Source organism: Streptomyces sp. NPDC043726, from assembly GCF_056436565.1.
The window spans coordinates 555,906-575,151 of the sequence record NZ_JBWKCI010000005.1; the positions used below are offsets into that span (position 1 = coordinate 555,906).

Consider the following 19,246-nt stretch of genomic DNA (forward strand, 5'->3'; position numbering starts at 1 on the left):
CACCGGGCCGAGGTCTGCCGGCTCGTAGCCCACCGGGCCGGGGCCTGCTGGCTCCTAGCCCACCGGGCCAAGGCCCGTCGGCCCGTAGCCCGCCGTCCTGAAGCCCTCCGGCCGCAGGGGGTGACGCTTCGTGGGGCATGCTGACAGTCTTCTGGCCATGGGGGGTGCCTTCCTCGCCGCGGCCGTGCTCGCTCGGCTCGGCAGCCGGATCGGACTGCCCACCATCCCGTTGTTCACCCTCGCCGGCATCCTGCTCGGCCCGCACACCCCGGGACTCGTCCTCGTCGAGGATCCGCACGACTTCGAGATGCTCTCCGCGCTCGGACTGGTGCTGCTGCTGTTCTACCTCGGTCTGGAATTCCATCTGGACGACCTGCGCAACGGCGGCCGACGCCTGCTGACCGCCGGGGGCGTCTACCTGCTGCTGAACGTCGGCGCCGGTCTCGGCTTCGGATTCGCCCTCGGCTGGGGCACCCGGGAGGCGCTGGTGCTGGCCGGGGTGCTCGGGATCTCCTCGTCCGCGATCGTCACCAAGATCCTCATCGACCTGGGCCGCCTCGGCCGCCCGGAGACCCGGCTGATCCTCGGCGTCATCGTCGTCGAGGACATCTTCCTCGCCCTGTATCTCGCGGCGCTCCAGCCGGTCATCGGCGGTGCCGAGGGCGTCGCAGAGATGGTGCTCCAGGCCGCGAAGGCCTTCGGCTTCCTGCTGCTCCTGGCCGCCGCTGCCCGCTACGGCACCCGGCTGATCGGGCGCGCGATCCACGTCCGCGACGACGAACTCCTCGTCATCAGCTTCCTCGGCGCCGCGGTCCTCGTCGCGGGTGTGTCGGAGGTGCTCGGCGTGGCCGACGCCATCGGCGCGTTCATGGTCGGCCTGATCCTCGCGGGGACTCCGTCAGGACCGCGCATCCGGGATCTGGTCCACCCCCTGCGGGACGCCTTCGCCGCGATCTTCTTCTTCGCCTTCGGGCTCGCCATCGACCCCGGCGACCTCGCCGCCGTCGCTGTGCCGGTCGCCGCGGCCGCCGTACTGACGCTCGTCATGAACGTGATCGCGGGCCTGTGGGTGGCCCGCCTGTACGGCTACGGACCGGGCCCCGCCGCCGACATCGCCACGACCCTCGTGGCCCGAGGCGAGTTCGCGCTGATCCTCGCCGCGATGGCGGCGGGCGCCGGCCTGGACAGCCGACTCGCACCCTTCATCGCCGGATACGTCCTGGTCCTCGCCGTACTTGGCCCGGTGGCCGCGGGCCGCGCCCACGTCCTGGCACGCGTGGTCGGCAAGGCACCCGTCCCCGCCGCTCGATGACCGCGCACGTCTTGCCACCGCCCCACCCAGGCGCTTCACTTGGCCCACCTCCCACAGGAGAACACCCGAGCCCACCATGCAGAAGGGGTAGTTCTTTTGTCCGCGATCCGTGTCACCGCCGTCACCACGGCGGCCTGTGCGGCCGTGCTCACCACCGCACTGCCGTCCTCGGCCATCAACTCCTACAACGCGACGCCCGCGCCCGAACGCACCGAGGTCGGCGCGCTCGTCGCGACCTGGGACAACGACGACGACCCCACCACCCCCGACCGGGTCGACTGGGTCTGCTCCGGAACCATGATCGACGCGAACACCTTCCTGACGGCCGCGCACTGCACCACGGACTGGCCGGAGAACGTGCGCTTCTACGTCTCCCTGGACCAGGACGTGCAGTCCGGCCTCGACGCGGCAGCCGCCCGGTACCCGGGCAACCCGGCCGCACAGGCGAACGCCGTCGCCGTCGAGGGCACCGCCCACAGCCACCCCGGCTTCCCCGGCCCCGCCTCCGACACCCACGACATCTCCGTGGTCGAGGTGCCCGCCGCCAAGACGGCGTCCCGCTGGAGCTTCACCCCGGCCACGCTGCCCACGGCCAACCAGCTCGGCACGACGGCGCTGAACTCCACCGACTGGCTCGTCGCCGGCTACGGCACCCAGGAGGCCGTACGCGGACCCGGCGGCCACACCCACCCCGGCGGTGGCGTCCGCATGAAGGCCCCGGTCACCTTCAACGCGCTCAACAAGTCCTGGGTCCGCCTGGCCATGACGGCACCCCAGGGCAACGGCGGTGCCTGCTACGGCGATTCGGGCGGGCCCAACTTCGCGATGCTCGGCGGGAAGTCCGTACTGGCCGCCACGACCATCACCGGGGACACCCCGTGCTACGCGACCAACGTGACGTACCGGCTGGACACGCCGGGCGCCCGGGAGTTCCTGTCGCCGTTCGTGGCCCTGCCCTGACGAGCCGGCCCGGCCTGGACACCCTGGAGCGTCCGCCGGATCAGAACCCGCTCGGTTCGCGACGGCCCTAGGCTTCCCGTCATGAGGGAAACGTCATGACGGGAACGGAGGAAGGCCCGGCGGCCGTCGCCGCTCGCTTCACCGGCGCTCGTGCGCTCGGTGCGCGGCGGCTGTCCGGGACGCTGGCCGAAGTCACCCTCGACGGAGGCAGGGTGGTGATGGTCAAGCGCGGTGACGGGGGTCCCGGGGCGGCTCGGGCCGAGGCGGCGGGGCTGCGGTGGCTGGGCGCGGCGGGTGCGGTACGCGTGCCCGCCGTCCACGGGCACGACGAGGCGTGGCTGGTCACCGACCGTGTCTTGGTCGGCCGCCCGAGCCCCGAGGCTGCGGAACGGCTCGGGCGTGAGCTGGCCGCGCTGCACGCATCGGGCGCCCCCGCCTTCGGGGCGCCGCCCCCGGACGGGCCGAGGGAGGCGTACATCGGCCTGGCGCCCATGCGGAACGTCGAGGGCTCCGACTGGCCGCGCTGGTACGCCGAGCACCGGGTACTGCCGTACGTCCGCCGGGCGGTCGACGGCGGGATGCTGAGCGGAGCCGAGGCGGAGGTCTTCGAGCGGGTCTGCGCCCGCCTGCCCGAACTGGCGGGTCCGGCCGAACCTCCCGCGCGCCTCCACGGCGACCTGTGGAACGGCAACGTCCTGTGGGCCGCCGACGGCCACGCCTGGCTGATCGACCCGGCGGCGCACGGCGGCCACCGCGAGACGGACCTCGCCATGCTGCACCTGTTCGGCTGTCCCCACCTGGACCGTCTGCTGGACGGCTACCAGCAGACGGCGCCGCTGGCGGACGGCTGGACCGCCCGTATCGCCCTGCACCAGCTCTTCCCGCTGCTCGTCCACGCGGTGCTGTTCGGCCGGGGGTACGCGGAACAGGCGCTGGCGGCGGCACGGGCGGCCTGAGCCGCGGGATCAGAAGATCGGCCAGCCCGCACCGGGAGGCGGCTGGGGCCATGCCCGTGGCGTACTGCGGGCGCGCGACCTCGTCCGGGCCGTGTCCCAGGGCGGTCCGGGCGTGGCACCAGGGGCAGAGCCACCGTTCCTTCTCGCGCGGGTCGGTCTCCGGTGTCCGCCGCATCGCGTGGCCGCGCACGTCGCAGCCGCATGATCCTGCCATGCGGCGACCTGTTGCTCAGGCGGCGACCCGCAGAGTCTCCACGGCCTTTACCAGCGGGGCGAGTTCGGGGTCCTTGGCCGCTGAGTCGAGGGCCTCGCGGAGGGCGGACTCGTTGGTGGGGCGGGCCTCTTCCAGGAGCTTCAGCCCCGACTCGGTGACGTCGGTGTAGATGCCGCGGCGGTCGGTGGGGCAGAGGTAGCGGGAGAGGAGTCCGCGGTCCTCCAGGCGGGTGACCAGGCGGGTGGTGGCGCTCTGGCTGAGGACGACGGCGTCGGCGACCTGCTTCATCTGCAGATGGCCGCCCTCGCCGTTGTGCTGGCGGCTGAGGACGTCGAGCAGCGAGTACTCCCGCACGCTGAGGTCGTGCCCGGACTGGAGGGCGCGCTCGATGTGGGCCTCGATCCGCCCGTGCAGCAGCGAGAGCGCGCACCAGCTCTGGGCGAGCGCGGTGAGCGCGGGGTCTGTGGCGGTCATGGGGCCGTCTCCTCCGTCCGGTGTGCTGTTCAGCCAGGGTATGCCATGTTTGAAATTGTCGTCGTACGCAATTATAGCTCGTGTGCAAGTATCTGGGTAATGCGATGACACGGCTCCGTATTCCCGGCTAGCTTTCATGATCCCCGAGCGGTCGGCACCGACGACCGGCTCTCCGTGACCGAAAGCAGCGCCCGCGATGAGCACCCGCCCGCCCGCGACGACCACCCTCTGGCGCCCCACCGGCCCGGTGGAACTGGATCTGGTCCGCGAGCTGGACTGGCGCGCCTGGCCGCCACGCCTGCCGGAGCAGCCGATCTTCTACCCGGTCCTCAACGAGGACTACGCGACGAGGATCGCCCGCGACTGGAACGTCAAGCACGACGGCGCCGGCTTCGTCACCCGCTTCGAGGTCGAGACCGACTTCCTGCGCCGCTATCCGGTGCAACAGGCCGGCGGCGAGACGATCCTGGAGCTGTGGGTGCCGGCGGAGGAGCTGGAGGAGTTCAACGCGCACATCGTCGGGACGATCGAAGTGGTGCACGAGTTCCGATGAGCACCGGCTTGCAGGGCGAGTTCTTCGAGTTCGGTGAGCCGCACGGCGACCGGCCCGCTCGATCAGCTGAATTGGGGGCCTGGCGGTCGTCGGGAGAAGGGGCGTGCGGGGCCTCGGGGGCGTGCCGGCCGCCCTGCCGGGGTCCTGCGCGCCCCCTTCGGTCGACCCGCCCCCGACAGGCCGTCCCGCGTCCGTGCAGGCCTTCGGCATACCCGCTCTGACCTGGTGTTTTCTTGGAAATTGCCTAGGGTGTGAACGTCAACTGGGCACCGCCGGGAGGGGTCTTCGTGAGCGAGGAACGGACCGAGTACGACGCCAGCCAGATTCAGGTGCTGGAGGGGGTGGAAGCCGTACGGAAGCGGCCCGGTATGTATGTCGGGTCCACCGGTGAACGAGGGCTGTACCACCTGGTGTGCGAAGTCTTCGACTGGGCGGTGAACGAGGTTCTCGCCGGGCGCGGCGACGGCGTCGACGTCGTGCTGGCGGCCGACGGGTGTGTGCGGGTCGCCGTGGACGGGCCGGGAGCCGGGAGCATCGACGCGGGCAGCCTCGAGGCGCTGCTGACCCGGCCGCATGCCGGGCCGTGGCTTGGCGGCCGCCGCTTCCTGAGCGGTGGCCTGTTCGCGATGGGCCCGATCGTCGCCAACGCCCTGTCCAGCCACCTGACGGCGGAGATACGTCGGGACGGGGTCCGGTGGGCGCGGCGGTTCGAGCGCGGTGTCGCCGTCGGCCCGTCCGCATCGGATGCGTCGGACGCATCGGGCGGACCGGACGTACGTGGCACACCTGGCGCACCGGCCACGGGCAGCGGCACGACCATCGTCTTCCGGCCCGACGCCGACATCTTCGGTACGGGCGAGTGCTCGTACGAGAGGCTGGAGTCGCGCTTCCGGGAACTGGCCTTCCTGAACGCCGGGCTCGCCCTCTCGTTGACCGACCAGCGGCCCTCCGGTGGCTCGCGAGCGGCACGGTTCCTTTTCCCGGGCGGACTGCGGGACTTCGTCGCCTTCCTCGATCCGGCCGGCACGCCCTCGGACGTCCTCGGCTTCCAAGGCGAGGACCCGGGGAACGCAGGATCCGTCGAGGTGGCCCTGGCGTGGAGCGGCACGCCCGGCCACAGGATCGTGAGCTTCGCCAACAGCGCTCCCACGCATGAAGGGGGGACCCACGTGGCCGGCTTCTACGACGGTCTGGCGGGCGCGGTCGATGCCTGCGCCGGGGAGCGGCAGTCGCGGATCGACGCCCCGCCCGAGCCCGTCGTCGACCGCATCGGCGAGGGCCTCACCGCTGTCGTAGCCGTGAAACTCGACCATCCCGAGTTCGAAGGCGCCACACGGAGCAGGCTGGGCAATCCCGCGGTGCGCGATTGGGTCGCCCAGGTCGTCCGGGAACACGTGGGCGTCTGGTTGGCGGGGTCCCCACGGCGGGCCGCTGCCGTCACCGACCGGATCGCCATGCGGCCTCCTTCCTAGCCGCGCGCCAAATGCCGCATGGTCAGCGCCAGTTGGAGTCGGAAGCGGCCCTGCGGGGTGCGTACCGTCCAGCCCAGCAGGTGTTCGGCGTGGGTCAGGCGGTCCTGGAGGGTGGAGTGGTGGACGTTGATGTCCGCGCCGCCGCCCGGAGGCTCGTCGTCGAGGCGACCGCGTGCAAGGTGATGAGGAGCCACGGTGCCGACGCGGCGGCGCGGTCCAACGCCTGGACGTCCGCAGGCGGTTCGGCGCCCGGTGTCACCAGCTCGGCGATGCGTGCGCCGTCCCCGAGTTCGTCGGCGCGCACCACCCGTGGTCCGGGGTCCCGGGCCGTGCCCTCCGCCGTGAAGCGCAGCGCCGTGCGGGCCGCCGACCAGGAGTGCGGCAGGTCGAGGACCGGTACGGCGGGGCCCACGCCGACACGTCCCGCCGGCGGGTCGGTCTCCTCCGCGACGATTCGGGGCGGCCCGTGGGGCAGGGCCAGCGCCCGCGCCCGTCCCGTCGGGTCCAGGCCCAGGCGGCGGGCCGCGTGCAGGCGGGCCGGCTCCGGTGCCGAGGGGTCCAGGAGCGTCTCGACCAGGGCCGGGTCCTCGGCGGGGGCGCGGCCCCTGGTGCGGTCCAGGACGAGGCGTACGGCGCCGGCGGCCCGTTCCAGGATCACCGCGTCGACCACGCTGGGCGCGGTCCCCGAGCGCTCCAGCCACAGGGCCGCCGTACCGCCGCCGCCCGGCGTGAGCGCGGCGGACGGCCACGTCGGGTCGGGCGGGAGGTCGGTGTCGTCGCGGGTGCCGTCGGCCTCCACCCGGACCCGTACCCGACGCTCCGGATCGACGAGCCGGGCCGGCACTCCTGCCAGCACCGCGGCCCCGCGCACCAGCGCCTCCACACCGGCCCGTGAGTCGGCCAGTCGGTCGAAGTAGGCGATGACCCGCACGGCGGCACCGGCGTCCGGGTCCAGGGCGGTCAGGCGCCCGGCCAGCTCTTTCATGTGCTCATGGTGCGCCAGAAGGGCCCTTTCGAGGAGCCCCCTGCCCGCTGCTACCGGCTCAGGTCCACGGAGACGTGTCCCGCCAGCGCCTTCAGGAAGTCCGCCGCGTCGAACGCAGCTCCCGCCGACGCCACCCCCGTCGCCCTGGTCCGCCCGCCGAGGACGCGCTGTACCGCCTCCACCGCGAGCGGTGCGCTGACCGCGTAGATGTCCCGGCCGCGCGCCACGGCCCGGCGTTCGCGGCCGGCCGAGCGGACGAGGACGTCGACGACGAAGGTCTGGTCGGACCGGCCGCGCTCGTCGGCCGCCGTGGGGGCCGGGGTGTCCGGAGTCGACAGGTCCCTGGCCGCCTCGGTCGTCATGTAGGTGCGCACCTCGGGGACCGTGAGGTGGCTGGGCACCGTCACGACGTCGGCCATCGTGAACTCCGCGACCACGGACCGCTTGCCCAGCGGCTCGGGGAACGCCCACTCCACGACGGTCAGTTCGTTGTCGTGGTACTCCAGCTGTCCCTTGGCGTACCGGACCCGCTTGCCGCCGCGTCGCTCCCGGGAGACGTCGCCCGCGACACGCGTCCCGGCGGTCGGGTGCCAGCCGCTCAGCCCGTACGCGACATGCACCTCGTCGGCGCTCGTCCAGTCGTCCATCGCGGCCGTGACGAGCAGGTCGCCGAGTCCGCCGTAGAACGCCATCGCGGGGACGATCAGCGCGCCCGCCTCACGAGCGCGCTCGTCGAACTCGGCGAAAGTGTCGGCGTTCGCCTCGATCTCGGCGGCCACGTCCACGTACGGGATCCCGGCGCGCAGCGCCGCCTCGATCACCGGGGCGGCGGTGGTGGCGAACGGGCCGGCCGCGTTGATCACGGCCGCGGTGCCGGCCAGTGCGCGGTCCAGCGACGCCGGGTCGTCGACGGAGGCCGGACGGGCCTCCAGACCCGGGGCCGAGGCCGCCACCTCCCGCAGCCGCTCGGCGTCGCGGCCGACCGGCACCGGAACGAACCCCCGGTCCAGCAGTTCCGCCACCACGAACCGTCCGGTGTGCCCGTACGCCCCGAACACCGCCACCTTCTGACCCGGTCCCATGACCTCTCCCCGCGCTCGTTCGATCGACTACGACCATCCTGGCCAACCGTCGCGCCCCAACGTGAGTGTCTGGAACGACATCGCCCATACAATTCCGGACATGACCTCAGTCGCCTTCGCCCTCACCGACGGGATGCTGCACTTCGAACTCGCCGTGGCCCAGGAGGTGTTCGGGTCCGCCCCGGACGCCGTGCCCGGGCCCTGGTACGACATGAGCGTGTGCGGAACGGACGCGGTGACGGTCGGCCGGTTCCGGATGCGGCCCGACCATGGGCTCGACCAACTGGCGCGCGCCGACACCGTGATCGTCCCCGGGTGGGCGGACATCGACGTCGACCCGCCCGCCGATCTCGTCGACGCGGTGCGTGCGGCGCACGAGGCGGGCAGCCGGGTGGCCTCGCTGTGCACGGGCGCGTTCGTGCTGGCCGCGGCGGGGCTGCTGGACGGGCTGCGCGCGACCACGCACTGGGCGCACACCGAGGTGCTGGCCGCCCGCCATCCGCTCGTCGACGTCGATCCGGACGTGCTCTACGTCGACAACGGCAGCGTGCTCACCTCGGCGGGGAAGGCCGCCGCGCTGGACCTGTGCCTGCACCTGGTCCGGCTGGACCGGGGGTCGGCCGTCGCCAACGCCGTCGCCCGGCGCCTGGTCGTGCCGCCCCACCGGGCCGGTGGCCAGGCCCAGTTCGTCACCACCCCCGTCCCGGCCCGCGACGACCACTCGCTCTCCGCGCTGCTGCCCTGGGTGATGGAACGGCTCGACCAGCCGCTGACCGTGGAGGACCTGGCCCGCCGGGCCCGGACGAGCTCACGCACCCTGGGCCGCCACTTCCGGGCCGCGACCGGCACCACCCCGCTGCAATGGCTGCTCAACCAACGCATCCGCCGCGCCCAGGAGTTGCTGGAGAGCACCGACGACAGCGTCGACGCCATAGCTGCCGCGACCGGCATGGGCACCGCCACGACGCTGCGCCGTCACTTCAACCGCACCCTCGGCGTCCCCCCGGACAGCTACCGGCGGACCTTCCGCGCCTCCCGCCAGGGGGAGGGCTGACTCACGACGCCAGGCCCACTCGCAACGCCACGCGGAGGCACGCCACAGGCGACTCGCGCCGCCAGGCCGCTTCCCGCCGCCGGGCTGACCTGCGCCGCCCGGCCGACACGATGCCTGGCCGACGTACGACGCCATGCCGCTTCGCGCCGCCAGGCTGACTTGCGCCGCCCGGCCGACACGATGCCAGGCCGACACGACGCCCGTACGACACGATGCCAGGCCGACGTACGACGCCATGCCGCTTCCCGCCGCGGTGAGGTCCACCTCGGCGAGGAGCCGGATCCCCTCGCCGTCGCGCATCTCCTCGACGTCGGCCAGGGTGAGGCTCGGCGAGACGACGTCCTTGATGAGTTCGAGTCCGGCAGCGAGCTCGGGGTCGAACGGGGGCGGAAGCAGTGACACGGGCGTCTCCTCACACCGGGCGGCAGATGCGGCCATCGTCCGCGCACCGGCCCGGGGCGAGGGGGCCGCCGTACGGCGGAATCCGCCCGCCGACCGGCGGGTGGCCCCCCGCTTCACCAGCTGATCGCCGCCGCCACCGGCAGATGGTCGCTGCCGGTGGCCGACAGTACCCATGAGCTGTCCGGCTCCACACCCCTGACCAGGATCTGGTCGATCCGCGCCATCGGGAAGGATGCCGGCCAGGTGAAGCCGAAGCCGTCGCCTGCCTCCTCCTGGGCCGAGCTCAGCCGGGAGGTGAGGCCGTCGAGGGCGCGGTCGTCGGTGGTGCCGTTCATGTCGCCGAGCACCACCACCCGCTCGAGCCGCTCGGCGGCGACGGCGTCGGCGAGCTTCTCCGCGCCGGCGTCCCGCGAGTCCGTCCAGAAGCCGCCCCGGGGCATCAGGCGTACGGAACCGAGGTGCGCCACGTACACCGCGAGCGGCCCCCGGTCCGTGGCCACCGTGGCGCGCAGTGCCCGGGGCGGGTCCGCCGGGATGTCCTTGGCCTGTTCGGTCCGCGCCAGCGGCCCGACCATGCCCCGCAGGACGTCGACCGACCGGACGTTGGACAGGGGCAGCTTGCTCCACAGGCCGACCGTGCCCCGCACCGAGTGGTACGGATAGCTCTTCGCCAGCTCCGTCTCGTACGTGCCCCGGGCCCGGTCGGTCAGCTCCTCCAGCGCCAGCAGGTCCGCCCCGGCGGCGGCCAGGTCGCGCGCGGTGCCGGCCGGGTCGGTGTTCTCGGCGCCGACGTTGTGGCTGACCACGGTGAGGTCGCCGCCCGACCCGGACTTGTCCGAGAGCAGCCCGCCGAAGAGGCTCAGCCACACCACGGCCGGCAGCAGCAGCGCCACCACCGCGGAGGCCGAACGCCGCCACAGCGCGCAGGCGAGCAGCACCGGCACGAACAGGCCGAACCACGGCAGGAAGGTCTCCACCAGGCTGCCGAGACCCCCACGGTCCGTGATCCGCGAGTGCAGTCCCATGAGCAGGCCGAGCAGCAGTGCCAGCGCCGCGAGCACCAGGCCGCGCCGCCACGGACCCGGCCCGCGAAGGCCCCGGATCGCCCGCAGGACTCGCGCGCGCCGACCGGCCGGACCCGAATCCGCCTCGGGGGCCGACTGCCGCCGGGCTTCTTGGATTTCTCGTACTGCTTCACTCACTGATCAGACGTCCTATGGGTGAAAGGTGCTGTTGAGGCGGGCAGTTGTACGGCGATGCGCAGTCCGCCCTCGGGGCGCGGAGCGATGGTGAGGGTTCCGTCGTGCACCTCGGTGATCCGCTTGACGATGGCCAGGCCCAGGCCGACGCCCGAGTGGTCGCCGTGGATGCGTTCGGTGCCGCGCCGGAACGGCTCGGTGAGAGTCGCGACCAGCTCCGGGGCGAGCTTCTCGCCGCTGTTCTCGACCGTGAGCGTCACGGTCCCGGGCCCGGCGGCGGTCGCCACCCGCACCGAGCCCCGCCCGGGCAGGTTGTGCACGATCGCGTTGTGGACGAGGTTCGTCGTGAGTTGCAGCAGCAGCGGCTGCGAGCCGAGGGCCAGGGCGATGTCACCGGAGGTGTCGACGGCGACTCCGCGTTTCTCGGCGAGCGGGAGCAGGGTCTCGGTGGCCTCTTCCGCGAGCAGGGACAGGTCGACCTGTTCCCGGGTGAAGGACCGCTGGTCGGCGCGGCTGAGCACGAGCAGCGCCTCGGTGAGGTCGATCGCCCGCGCGTTGACGGCGTGCAGACGGTCGACGATCTCTGTGAGGTCCTGGGTCGGATCGCTGCGGGCCAGGTCGAGGAGTGCCTGCGAGATCGCCAGCGGGGTGCGCAGCTCGTGCGAGGCGTTGGCGGCGAACCTGCGCTGTTCGGCCACGTGTGCCTCGAGCCGGGCGAGCATCGTGTCGAAGGCGTCGGCGAGTTCGCGGAACTCGTCGCTGCGGCCGGGCAGTTGGATGCGGTGCGAGAGCGATCCGTCCGTTGCCCTGCGGGTGGCGTCCGTGATGCGGGTCAGCGGGGCGAGCATGCGCCCGGCGAGGATCCACCCGCCGACGAGACCGAACACCAGGAGGAACGCCAGTACGGCGACCGCCCGTGGCGCGAACACGTTCAGCAGCGCGGACCGGACGGGGAAGACGTCGCCGGGGGGTTTGGCGTCGGGGTTGTAGAGCATCGCTCGGTCGGGGACGTACCGCAGGAGGAACAGCCACACCGCCGCGAGCAGCAGAGCGCCCGCGACCATGAGGAACCCCGCGTAGCTGAGGGTGAGCTTGATCCGGACGCTCAACCCGGGCCGCCTATCCACGCCCCGCCCCCTGGGAACCGGCGTCCGGATGCGCGTCGATGCGGTACCCGGCGCCGGGGACGGTGGCGATGATCCACGGCTCGCCGAGCCGCTTGCGCAGCGCCGAGACCGTGATGCGTACGGCGTTGGTGAACGGGTCCGCGTTCTCGTCCCAGGCCCGCTCCAGCAACTCCTCGGCGCTGACGACACCGCCCTCGGCGGCTACGAGGACCTCGAGCACCGCGAACTGCTTCCGGGTCAGCGCGACGTAGACGCCGTCGCGGTAGACCTCGCGGCGGAACGGGTCCAGCCGCAGACCCGCGAGCTCCCGCACCGGCGGTCTGCTGTGCGCCCGTCTGCGGTCGAGGGCTCTGAGCCGGAGCACGAGTTCCTGGAGCTCGAACGGCTTCGTGAGGTAGTCGTCGGCTCCGAGTTCGAACCCGGTGACCTTGTCGTCGAGCCGGTCGGCTGCGGTGAGCATGAGGATCGGCATGCCGCTTCCGGAGGCGACGACGGTCTTGGCGATCTCGTCACCGCTGGGCCCGGGGATGTCCCGGTCGAGGACGGCGATGTCGTAGGCGTTGACGCCCAGCAGCTCCAGAGCGGTGTCGCCGTCGCCCGCGATGTCCGCCGCGATCGCCTCCAGGCGCAGGGCGTCGCGGATGGCTTCCGCCAGGTAGGGCTCGTCCTCGACGATCAACACTCGCATGCTTTGAGGCTACGAGTCGGGACATATCGTCGGCATATCGAAAACCGCATACGGGCCCGCAACACCGCGCCGCCTTGACTGCGGGCATGAATCGCAGCGAAACAGCACGAACGGGAACCCGCCGCGCCCGAGCGGCCCTGCCCACGGCCCTGGTCGTCACGGCGACCCTCGCCGGTGTCCTCAGCTGCCAGTCACCGGAGTCCGCCTCGGCCCGGCCTCCCTCCTCGACCGCCTCACCCGGAGACGACCGTCCCGCACTGGGCGAGGACGGCGCCGTCCCCGACGACGTGACCGTCTTCGACGACGGCATCCCGGCCGTGGCCAACCTCGACCCCGGACTGCTCACCGCCCTGCGCCGGGCCGCGACCGACGCCTCGGAGGACGACGTCGGGTTCGTCGTCAACAGCGGCTGGCGCTCCCCGGAGTACCAGGAGAGGCTGCTGCGCCAGGCGGTCGCGAAGTACGGCTCGGAGGAGGAGGCCGCCCGCTGGGTGGCCACGACGGAGACCTCCCCTCACGTGTCAGGGGACGCCGTCGACATCGGGCCCTCCGACGCCACGGAATGGCTGTCCGAGCACGGCGCCGGGTACGGCCTCTGCCAGATCTACCGCAACGAGCCCTGGCACTACGAACTGCGCCCGGAGGCGGCCGGCCGGGGCTGCCCGGACATGTACGCAGACCCCACCGAGGACCCGCGGATGCGTCAACAATGACCACCGATAAATGACCAGCGCTGTCAGGGAGTCGGCGGCGCCGCCTTCGCGCGCATCATCACGACGTCGAACTCCACCACCCGCCCGGTGGCCGCCTCCCTCGTCACGGGGTACATGCCGGTGATCTCGAAGCCGCCGTCCTCGTACGCGGCGATCGCCTCGCTCATCGCCGGGCTGCCCTCGTACAGCCGCAGCACGGCGACCTCCGACTGCAGACCCACGAAGTCGGCGATCCGTTCCCCGGCCCCGGCGAACACCTCCAGGTCGTAACCCTGGGTGTCCATCTTCAGGAAGGGGCGCGGGTCGGACAGGCCGTCGAGGGCCTCGTCCAGTACGGCGTCCAGGCGCCGGACGCGGATCTCCTCGGTGCGGGTGGTGTGGAAGCGCTTGTAACGGTCGCGGCCGTAGTCGCTGGCCGGGAGCAGGGAGTTCATGGTGTTCCAGCCGACGTGGATCTCGGCGGTGGTGTCCTCGCGGCCCAGACCGCAGTGGTGCACCCGCCAGCCGGGATCGTTCGCGGCGGCCTCGCTCAGACGGTCGTAGGCCTCCCGCGTCGGCTCGAAGGAGACGATGCGGCCCCGGTAGCCGTGCCGACGCAGCCGCTTGGCGTACTGGCCGCGGTTGGCGCCGACGTCCAGGACGCAGTTCACGCCGTACAGTTCGAGCATCGCGGCGACGTGCTGGGTGCCCAGGTATTCGGCCGCCGCCATCTGGAGCTTGCGCTCGTCCGTCGCGGACGTCTTGCCGAGGACGAGCCGGGCGCCGCTCTCGCCCAGCGGGACGCTCTTCAGGCCGCCGCGCTGGACGAACCAGGCGTCCTTGCCGGCGCCGGTGACCTGGTAGTTCCCGCGTCGGGAGACCAGTGCGGTGCCCGGTGCCAGGTCCGTCACCCGCACCCCCAGGCGCGGCATCAACTGGAGCAGTCTGCGGTAAAGGGTCTGCATCCGCCCACCCTGGCAGAGTTGACCGGAATCGGTCCTGTGTTTGAACGGTTTTCAACGAGCAAGTGGCCGGTGGGTGCGGGCGCTTGACTTCGAGCGCGCTCCAAGAACTAGCGTCACCGGCGACGGGACGGTCCGGGTGAACGGAGCAGGATATGCAGGTCGGCGTGCACATCAACCGGTTCGGTCACCCCGGGGGCGGGCCCGCGCTGGGTGCGGAGCTGGCGGCGGCGGGGCGGGCGGCCGAGGAGGCCGGGCTGAGCTGGCTGTCGGTGATGGACCACTACTTCCAGATGGAGTTCAACGGCGGCGCCGAGGCCCCGATGCTGGAGGCCTACACGACCCTCGGCTATCTCGCGGGCCACACCTCCACGGTCCGGCTCGGCGCGCTGGTCACCGGGGTGACGTACCGCCACCCGGGCCTGCTCGCGAAGATCGTCACCTCGCTCGACGTGCTCTCCGGCGGACGGGCCGCGCTCGGGATCGGGGCGGCCTGGTACGACCGCGAACACCGGGGCCTGGGCGTGGAGTTCCCGCCGGTCGCCGAGCGCTTCGAGCGGCTGGACGAGACCCTGCGGATCTGCCGTCAGATGTGGGACCCGGAGAACAACGGGCCCTTCGAGGGCCGCCACTACCGGCTCGCGGAGACCCTGTGCGTCCCGGCCCCGGTCAGCAGCCCGCACCCGGAGATCATGATCGGCGGCGGGGGAGAGAAGAAGACCCTCCGACTGGTCGCCCGGCACGCCGACGCCTGCAACCTCTTCGCCTCCACCCCGGAGGAGGTCGCGCACAAGCTCGATGTCCTGCGCCGGCACTGCGACACCGAGGGCCGGGACTACGACGAGATCCGCCGGACCGTCCTCTACGCCGGGGACGCGGCGAACGACGGCGACCTCGACACCTTCACCCGCGAGATCACGGGGTACGCCAAGCTCGGCATCGACACGGTGATCCTCGGCCCGGGGACCGAGAACCCGGCCGCGTTCATCGAGGACTTCGCGGCCCCGGCGGTGCGGCGACTGGCCGGACTGGACTGAGCGGGCGCTCGGGGCCAGTGGCCGGCCGGGGCGGACTGACGGAAGTACGGGTCGGTGTGGTCGGCCGGGCTCCACTTGGCGGGCGCCGGACGGTCGGCGGCCGACGGGACTGGGCGGAGGGGGCGCCGGCGGGTCTGGATGGTGAGGGTGTCGGAAGGCAGGCGGGCCGGCCGGGCTGAGCTGAGCGGAGGCTGGCGGGGCTGTGGTCGGCCGGGCCGGGCTGAGCGGAGGCTGGCGAGGTCGTGGTCGGCCGGGCTCGACTCAAGGGCGCTGGTAGGCCGACGCCGACGGGTCGGGCTGAGTCGGCGGCGGAGGCCGGACCCTATTGGGCGGCCAACGAGGTTCAGCGGCCCCCCGGGCCGACTTCCGCGGTCTCCGGTGGGCGGCTGCGCGAGACGACCCGTACCCCGCTGCCGTCGACGATCCGGACCTGGAGCGAGCCGCAGCCGCAGCGGGTCCAGATCGTGCGGCCCGCGGCGGTGCTGTGGCGGGACACCACCTGGAAGGGCTCGGCGTCGTCGGGCCAGCCGCAGTGCGGGCAGACGGTACCGGTCGTGCTGGTCATGGCAACTCCTCCTACGGCGTTGTCGGTTCACTGCCCAGGGTGCGACCTCGCCTTCGTACAGTCCAGGTTGACTTTCCGCACGACACCTTGAAGCGTGGACTTCATGATTGACCTGCGCCGGCTCCATGTCCTGAGGGCGGTCGCCCACTACGGCACGGTCACCGCGGCCGCCCACGCCCTGCACTTCACCCCGTCCGCCGCCTCCCAGCAGATCCGGCAGCTCGCCCGTGACCTGGGCGTCGACCTGCTGGAACCGCAGGGGCGTGGGGTACGGCTCACCCCGGCCGCGGAGAGTCTGCTGACCCACGCCGACGCCATCCAGGCCCGCTGGGAGGAGGCCGAGTTCGATCTGCGGGCCGAGGACAGCGCCCCGGCCGGGCAGGTGCGGGTCAGCGGCTTCCCGACGGCCGTGTCGGTGCTGCTCGCGCCGATGGCCGTACGGCTCAAGGAGCGGCATCCGCGGCTGACCGTACGGATCCAGGAGACGAGGGTGCCGGAGAGCTTCGACCTGCTCTTCGAGGGGGAGACCGACCTGGCCGTGGTGGAGGTGACCCCGTACCACCCGCCGCTGAGCGACACGCGCTTCGACCAGCGGCCGCTGCTGGACGATCCGTACGACCTCGTCGTCCCCCACGGCCACCGGCTGGCCGCGCACGCCCGTGTCGACCTCGCCGAGGCGGCGCACGAGGACTGGATCGCGCCGGTGCCGGACAGCCCGTGCCGGCCGCACGTGATGTCGGCCTGCGGAGCGGCCGGATTCAGCCCGGACGTGGTCCATCACGCGATGGACTGGAACGTCACCGCCCACCTGGTCGCCCACGGCCTGGGCGTGGCCCTGGTCCCCCGCCTCGCCCGGCTGCCCCCGGAGCTGGCGATCACCAGGGTCCGCTGCGCCGGCGACCCGCACCGCAAGATCCTCAGTGCCACCCGCAGCGGCTGCCGTACCCGCCCGGCGGTGGCGGCGGCCCTGGCGGAGCTGCGGGAGCTGGCGACGGCGGCGGTGGCCTGACATGCGAAGAGCGGGGCGGGAACCGTACGGTCCCGCCCCGCTCCCGGGTCGGCGCTGCGCCTCAGGCGGCCACGGCCTCGCCCGCGTGGCCGTGCACGCGCGCGATGACCTCCGTCAGCTGCGCCGCGACCTCGGCGTCGTCGGCCGGGTGGGTCTCGGCGAAGCGGACCACGGAGCCGGGGATGGAGAGCTTGACGTCCTCCAGGACCTTGCCGCCGGCGATGCCCACGGCCTTGCGGGTCTCGTCCTGCGCCCACACGCCGCCGTACTGGCCGAAGGCGGTGCCGACCACGGCGACCGGCTTGCCGCCGAAGGCGCCGGCGCCGTACGGGCGGGACAGCCAGTCGATGGCGTTCTTCAGCACGGCCGGGATGGTGCCGTTGTACTCGGGGGAGAAGAACAGGAAGGCGTCGGCCTCCTGCGCGGCGGCGCGCAGCTTGGCGGCCGGGGCCGGGACGCTGCCCTCGACGTCGATGTCCTCGTTGTAGAAGGGGATCTCGGCCAGGCCCTCGAAGAGCTCGACCTGGGCGCCCTCGGGGGCGAGCTTCACGGCCGCCTCGGCGAGCTGGCGGTTGTGCGAACCGGCGCGGAGGCTGCCGACAAGCGCGAGGATGCGAACAGACATGCGAACTCCAAGAGGTCAAGCAGGGGGTCGGGGTAACCGGACCGGGGTCCGGTTAACTTTCTAGCATCCTAAGCGGACCGCGGTCCAGTTTCATTCCCGATGCTTTACGCTGGCTTCATGTCCGCGTCCCTGCCGCCCTTCCCGCTGCCTCAGGAACCCGTCGACGAGCCCGAGTTGCTGCAGCTGGGCGCGCCGGAGGACGAGCCCTGCCTGCGCGCGGACGCCGCCCGCAACCGGGCCCGGCTGCTGGAGGCGGCGGCCAGGCTGGTCGCGGAGCACGGCGCGGCCGGGGTCACCATGGAGGCCGTCGCCGCGGCGGCCGAGGTCGGCAAGGGCACCGTCTTCCGCCGCTTCGGCGACCGCACGGGCCTGCTCACGGCCCTCCTCGACCACTCCGAGCGGAAGTTCCAGGCCGCCGTCATCACCGGCCCCGCGCCGCTCGGGCCCGGCGCACCGCCCGTGGAGCGGCTGAGGGAGTTCGGCCGCGCGCAGCTGCGCCGCTCCGCCGACGAACTGGAACTCCAGCTCGCCGCCGACCCCGGTCCCGAGCGCCGCTACTCCCACGCCGCCCGCCGCTTCCTACGCGGCCACGTCCTGATCCTGCTGCGCCGGATCGTCCCGGACGCGGACTGCGAACTGCTCGCCCTGACCCTGATGGCCTATCTGGAGCCGTCGATGGTCCACTACCGCAGCAAGGTGTGCGGCATGCCCCAGGACCGGGTCGAGGCGGGCTGGCTGGATCTGGTCGACCGGATCACGGGGGTCGCGCCCGGCTGCTGAGCCCCGCGCGGACGCCGGTTCTCAGGGTCTGCAAAGATGCCGTGCGTCATGGTGCAGATACCGAATACGTCCGCGTCCGCGTCTCCCGCACCGCGCTCCGTGCCCACGAGCGCCGATGTGGCCCGCCTGGCCGGAGTCTCGCGCGCGACCGTCTCCTACGTGCTCAACAACACCAGTGCCGTCCGGATCAGCGAGCCCACCCGGCGCCGCGTCCACGAGGCCGCCAAGGAGTTGGGCTACGTCCCGCACGCCGCCGCCCGCAGCCTGCGCGCCGGGCACAGCCGGATGGTCCTGATGCCCGCCCCGGCCTTCCCGGTCGGCCCCCTCTACAGCCAGTTCATCAGCGACCTCCAGTCCGCCCTCGGCCGCCTCGACTACACGGTCGTGCAGTACGGCAGCGTCGGCCTGTACGGCGACGAGGCCGCCCGCGCCTGGGCCGAGCTGCGCCCCGTCGCCGTCCTGGTGCCCGGCGCCGGACTCGGCCCGCAGGGCGTGACGGTGCTCAAGCGCTCCGGCGCCCGGGCCGTGGTCACCATCGGTCCCGAGTGCGTCGAGGGCGCCCACGCCCTCCAGATGGACCACACGGCGGTCGGCCACAGCGCGGGGCGTCACCTCTACGAGCGCGGCAGGCGCCGTATCGGCGTCGTCGTACCCGCCGAGGAGGGTCTGGAGGCCTTCTCCGGGCCCCGGCTCGACGGGGTGCGCCGCGCCCTGGCCGGCACCGACGCCACCGTCACGGAGCTGCCGCTCGGCTACGACGAGGCGGCCGCCGCCCGGCTTGCCGCGCGCTGGCGGGAACTGGGCCTGGACGCCGTGTTCGCCTACAACGACGAGTACGCGATGCTGCTGATGAGGGCGCTGCAGGACGAGGGTGTCGCCGTCCCCGCGGACACGGCCGTCATCGGCGCCGACGACCTCATGCTCGGGCGGCTCCTCAGGCCGCGGCTCAGCACCGTCCACATCGAGCTGCCGTCCGGCCGTGACCTGGCCGAACTCGTCGACCGGGCGGTGCGCGACCCCGCCGCGGCGCCCGAGACGCACAAAGTACTGGGAGCATCGGTGGTGCACCGCGACTCCAGCTGACGCACGGGAGGCACT

At 72.7% G+C, this 19,246-nt stretch carries 20 protein-coding genes and 1 pseudogene; 12 read left to right on the top strand and 9 right to left on the bottom strand.

Annotated features, from left to right (window positions below; genetic code table 11):
* Positions 1 to 130: 130 nt before the first annotated feature.
* The 3 genes from AC068Z_RS18080 (at position 131) to AC068Z_RS18090 (ending at position 3,228) form a co-directional block, all read left to right on the top strand.
* Positions 131 to 1,312, top strand: coding sequence for a cation:proton antiporter (locus tag AC068Z_RS18080; protein WP_478556276.1), 1,182 nt, complete (start codon positions 131 to 133; stop codon positions 1,310 to 1,312).
* 96 nt (positions 1,313 to 1,408) lie between these two features.
* Positions 1,409 to 2,272, top strand: coding sequence for a trypsin-like serine protease (locus tag AC068Z_RS18085; protein ID WP_478556278.1), 864 nt, complete (start codon positions 1,409 to 1,411; stop codon positions 2,270 to 2,272).
* 95 nt (positions 2,273 to 2,367) lie between these two features.
* Entirely contained in the window at positions 2,368 to 3,228 is an 861-nt protein-coding gene (locus tag AC068Z_RS18090) for a fructosamine kinase family protein (protein WP_478556280.1), read from the top strand.
* A 229-nt stretch (positions 3,229 to 3,457) separates the two neighbouring features.
* Here the strand turns inward: AC068Z_RS18090 and AC068Z_RS18095 are convergent, their stop codons facing one another.
* A complete protein-coding gene (locus AC068Z_RS18095; protein WP_478556282.1) occupies positions 3,458 to 3,916 on the bottom strand; it encodes a MarR family winged helix-turn-helix transcriptional regulator in 459 nt (152 codons plus the stop codon).
* Between the two features lie 196 nt (positions 3,917 to 4,112).
* Here AC068Z_RS18095 and AC068Z_RS18100 point away from each other — a divergent pair, with 196 nt between their 5' ends.
* Positions 4,113 to 4,469 carry a hypothetical protein gene (locus AC068Z_RS18100; RefSeq protein WP_478556284.1) on the top strand — a complete coding sequence of 119 codons (357 nt, stop codon included), beginning with the start codon at positions 4,113 to 4,115 and terminating at the stop codon, positions 4,467 to 4,469.
* A 287-nt stretch (positions 4,470 to 4,756) separates the two neighbouring features.
* Positions 4,757 to 5,941: a DNA gyrase subunit B gene (locus AC068Z_RS18105; RefSeq protein ID WP_478556286.1), complete on the top strand. Its 1,185-nt coding sequence runs from the start codon at positions 4,757 to 4,759 to the stop codon at positions 5,939 to 5,941.
* On the opposite strand, the pseudogene AC068Z_RS18110 reads toward AC068Z_RS18105, so the two are convergent.
* Both AC068Z_RS18110 and AC068Z_RS18115 read right to left on the bottom strand, forming a co-directional pair.
* Positions 5,938 to 6,926, bottom strand: a pseudogene (locus AC068Z_RS18110) (helix-turn-helix domain-containing protein). The gene AC068Z_RS18105 and the pseudogene AC068Z_RS18110 overlap by 4 nt on opposite strands.
* 50 nt (positions 6,927 to 6,976) lie before the next feature.
* Positions 6,977 to 8,008, bottom strand: a complete 1,032-nt coding sequence (locus AC068Z_RS18115; protein ID WP_478556288.1) for a saccharopine dehydrogenase family protein — start codon at positions 8,006 to 8,008, stop codon at positions 6,977 to 6,979.
* 100 nt (positions 8,009 to 8,108) lie between these two features.
* On the opposite strand from AC068Z_RS18115, the gene AC068Z_RS18120 reads away from it, so the two are divergent.
* Together AC068Z_RS18120 and AC068Z_RS18125 are read left to right on the top strand one after the other, a co-directional pair.
* Positions 8,109 to 9,062, top strand: coding sequence for a helix-turn-helix domain-containing protein (locus AC068Z_RS18120; RefSeq protein WP_478556290.1), 954 nt, complete (start codon positions 8,109 to 8,111; stop codon positions 9,060 to 9,062).
* A 180-nt stretch (positions 9,063 to 9,242) separates the two neighbouring features.
* Positions 9,243 to 9,461 carry a hypothetical protein gene (locus AC068Z_RS18125; RefSeq protein ID WP_478556292.1) on the top strand — a complete coding sequence of 73 codons (219 nt, stop codon included), beginning with the start codon at positions 9,243 to 9,245 and terminating at the stop codon, positions 9,459 to 9,461.
* 116 nt (positions 9,462 to 9,577) lie between these two features.
* On the opposite strand, the gene AC068Z_RS18130 is transcribed toward AC068Z_RS18125, so the two are convergent.
* The 3 genes from AC068Z_RS18130 to AC068Z_RS18140 all read right to left on the bottom strand — a co-directional run bounded on the left by AC068Z_RS18130 (position 9,578) and on the right by AC068Z_RS18140 (position 12,478).
* Positions 9,578 to 10,489, bottom strand: a complete 912-nt coding sequence (locus AC068Z_RS18130) for an endonuclease/exonuclease/phosphatase family protein (protein WP_478556370.1) — start codon at positions 10,487 to 10,489, stop codon at positions 9,578 to 9,580.
* Positions 10,490 to 10,662: 173 nt separating this feature from the next.
* Complete coding sequence (locus AC068Z_RS18135; RefSeq protein ID WP_478556294.1) at positions 10,663 to 11,790, bottom strand: sensor histidine kinase; 1,128 nt, start codon at positions 11,788 to 11,790, stop codon at positions 10,663 to 10,665.
* On the bottom strand, positions 11,783 to 12,478 hold the full coding sequence (locus AC068Z_RS18140; RefSeq protein ID WP_478556296.1) for a response regulator transcription factor: 696 nt from the start codon (positions 12,476 to 12,478) through the stop codon (positions 11,783 to 11,785). Before AC068Z_RS18140 ends, AC068Z_RS18135 begins: the two co-directional genes overlap by 8 nt.
* Before the next feature lie 86 nt (positions 12,479 to 12,564).
* Between AC068Z_RS18140 and AC068Z_RS18145 the strand changes: the two genes are divergently transcribed.
* Positions 12,565 to 13,191 (top strand): M15 family metallopeptidase, encoded by a 627-nt coding sequence (locus AC068Z_RS18145; protein WP_478556298.1) that lies wholly within the window; start codon positions 12,565 to 12,567, stop codon positions 13,189 to 13,191.
* Between the two features lie 23 nt (positions 13,192 to 13,214).
* Here AC068Z_RS18145 and AC068Z_RS18150 read toward each other — a convergent pair whose 3' ends face one another.
* Positions 13,215 to 14,135: an FkbM family methyltransferase gene (locus AC068Z_RS18150; protein ID WP_478556300.1), complete on the bottom strand. Its 921-nt coding sequence runs from the start codon at positions 14,133 to 14,135 to the stop codon at positions 13,215 to 13,217.
* 152 nt (positions 14,136 to 14,287) lie between these two features.
* On the opposite strand from AC068Z_RS18150, the gene AC068Z_RS18155 reads away from it, so the two are divergent.
* On the top strand, positions 14,288 to 15,169 hold the full coding sequence (locus AC068Z_RS18155) for an LLM class F420-dependent oxidoreductase (RefSeq protein ID WP_478556302.1): 882 nt from the start codon (positions 14,288 to 14,290) through the stop codon (positions 15,167 to 15,169).
* Positions 15,170 to 15,512: 343 nt separating this feature from the next.
* Here the strand turns inward: AC068Z_RS18155 and AC068Z_RS18160 are convergent, their stop codons facing one another.
* The gene (locus tag AC068Z_RS18160; RefSeq protein WP_478556304.1) at positions 15,513 to 15,734 is read right to left on the bottom strand and encodes a hypothetical protein; all 222 of its coding nucleotides are present in this window, start codon (positions 15,732 to 15,734) and stop codon (positions 15,513 to 15,515) included.
* Positions 15,735 to 15,837: 103 nt separating this feature from the next.
* On the opposite strand from AC068Z_RS18160, the gene AC068Z_RS18165 reads away from it, so the two are divergent.
* Complete coding sequence (locus AC068Z_RS18165; RefSeq protein ID WP_478556372.1) at positions 15,838 to 16,743, top strand: LysR family transcriptional regulator; 906 nt, start codon at positions 15,838 to 15,840, stop codon at positions 16,741 to 16,743.
* A gap of 61 nt (positions 16,744 to 16,804) precedes the next feature.
* Here AC068Z_RS18165 and AC068Z_RS18170 read toward each other — a convergent pair whose 3' ends face one another.
* Positions 16,805 to 17,368, bottom strand: coding sequence for an NAD(P)H-dependent oxidoreductase (locus AC068Z_RS18170; protein WP_478556306.1), 564 nt, complete (start codon positions 17,366 to 17,368; stop codon positions 16,805 to 16,807).
* A gap of 99 nt (positions 17,369 to 17,467) precedes the next feature.
* Between AC068Z_RS18170 and AC068Z_RS18175 the strand changes: the two genes are divergently transcribed.
* Together AC068Z_RS18175 and AC068Z_RS18180 are read left to right on the top strand one after the other, a co-directional pair.
* Positions 17,468 to 18,148 (top strand): TetR/AcrR family transcriptional regulator, encoded by a 681-nt coding sequence (locus tag AC068Z_RS18175; protein WP_478556308.1) that lies wholly within the window; start codon positions 17,468 to 17,470, stop codon positions 18,146 to 18,148.
* A 36-nt stretch (positions 18,149 to 18,184) separates the two neighbouring features.
* Positions 18,185 to 19,231, top strand: coding sequence for a LacI family DNA-binding transcriptional regulator (locus tag AC068Z_RS18180; RefSeq protein ID WP_478556310.1), 1,047 nt, complete (start codon positions 18,185 to 18,187; stop codon positions 19,229 to 19,231).
* The last annotated feature ends 15 nt before the right edge of the window (positions 19,232 to 19,246 follow it).